Annotated in this window: 3 protein-coding genes; 1 reads left to right on the forward strand and 2 read right to left on the reverse strand. The window is 72.7% G+C overall.

All coding sequences use genetic code 11. The features are described from left to right. The coding region (locus ACIKT0_RS18115) for a sulfite exporter TauE/SafE family protein (RefSeq protein WP_407106719.1) at positions 1 to 879 on the forward strand (879 nt) is incomplete at its 5' end. 9 nt (positions 880 to 888) lie between these two features. Here the strand turns inward: ACIKT0_RS18115 and ACIKT0_RS18120 are convergent. Beyond that, complete coding sequence (locus ACIKT0_RS18120; protein WP_407106721.1) at positions 889 to 1,188, reverse strand: hypothetical protein; 300 nt, start codon at positions 1,186 to 1,188, stop codon at positions 889 to 891. Continuing rightward, positions 1,185 to 1,397, reverse strand: coding sequence for a DUF1289 domain-containing protein (locus ACIKT0_RS18125; protein ID WP_407106722.1), 213 nt, complete (start codon positions 1,395 to 1,397; stop codon positions 1,185 to 1,187). Before ACIKT0_RS18125 ends, ACIKT0_RS18120 begins: the two co-directional genes overlap by 4 nt. Positions 1,398 to 1,539: the final 142 nt, after the last annotated feature.

A 1,539-nucleotide genomic window follows, 5' to 3' on the forward strand; every position in this document is an offset into this window, starting at 1 on the left:
CGCGCACGCCCGCCGTCGCGGCCGCCGCGTGAGCCCCGGATGGAGCTGATCGCCGGGCTCCCGGCCGCCGAGATCGGCTGGCTGGTCGCCGGGCTCGTCATTGGCGGCATCGTCACCGGAATCCTCTCGGGCCTGTTCGGCGTCGGCGGAGGGGCGGTCATCGTGCCCGTGCTGGCCGAGCTGTTCGACCATGTCGGGGCCGGCCCGGACGCCCAGATGCACCTCGCGGTCGGGACCTCGCTCGCCATCATCATCCCGACCTCGCTCAGATCCTTCGCCGCCCAGCGGGCGCGGGGCGCGGTCGACATGGCCGCGCTGCGGCTGTGGATCCTGCCCGTGGCGGCGGGCGCGGCCGCAGGCGCTGCGATCGCGGCCGTGGCGAGCTCCGACGCGCTCAAGGCGGTGTTCGCCGTCTTCGCGCTCTCGATGTCGGCCAATCTGCTGTTCGGGAGCGATCGCTGGCGGCTCGCGGACGATCTGCCGGGCCGCGCCGCCACGTCGCTGTGGGGCTTCCTGATCGCGGTCGTCTCGGTGCTGATCGGCATCGGCGGCGGCGCGCTCGTCGCGCTGTTCCTCACGCTCCACAACCGGCCGATCCACACCGCGCTCGGCACCTCGTCCGGGTTCGGGGTGCTGGTCGCCATTCCGGGCGCGATCGGCTACGCGGCGGCGGGCCTGCCGCATCTGGCCGAGCTGCCGCCGCTCTCCATCGGCTATGTCTCGCTGCTCGGTCTCGCGCTGATGGCACCGATCTCGGTGCTGGCCGCGCCGCTTGGGGTGCGGCTCGCGCACCGGCTTTCGAAGCGGCGGCTGCGGATGGCCTTCGGCTGCTTTCTGGCGCTGGTCGCGACGCGCTTCATCGTCGACCTGCTGACCTGAGCGGAAGCGTCAGTCGATGTTGACGCCGAGCCCGAACAGAACGTCCTTGCCGTAGACGTAGAGCAGCGCGAACGCGCAGGCGATCGCGAGCCAGATGGCGATCGCGCGGAGCGCTCCGGCGCCGTCGCCGGCGTAGCGCCGCAGCAGGCCCGGCCCGATCCACACCGCAAGGCAGATCATCGCGATCGCGCTCGCCCAGGTCGCGTTCGGGAAGGTCCCGAAGCCGCCGGCGAGGTCCGCCACCACGAAGGTCGCGATCGCCGCCAGCGTCACGGCGATCAGCAGCTCGGAGACGCGCCAGCGCTTCATTTGTCGGACTCCACGACGGCGGGGGCCGCACGCGCCGTCTTGCGACGGGCGGGCAGCAGCCGCATCACCCGGTCGCGCTCCTCGGGCGAGAAGCGCGCCCACGCCCCGATCTCGGCGAGGGTGCGGAAGCAGCCCTCGCACCAGCCGGTCGCCGGGTCCATGACGCAGACGGAGATGCAGGGACTCTTGATCGGACGATGCTCCAGCATGGCCGATGGATGGCGCGGCCGGAGGGGCGACGCAAGGCGCGATTTCGTGCGCCGGTCGTCAGCCGGCCGCCGAGGCCACCAGCGCAACGAGCGCGGCAATCTCGGCGACCTCGGTCGCCGCGCCGCAGACGTCGCCGGTGTA

Origin of the sequence: Hansschlegelia beijingensis (assembly GCF_045505405.1) — a bacterium.
Lineage (GTDB): Bacteria > Pseudomonadota > Alphaproteobacteria > Rhizobiales > Methylopilaceae > Methylopila > Methylopila beijingensis_A.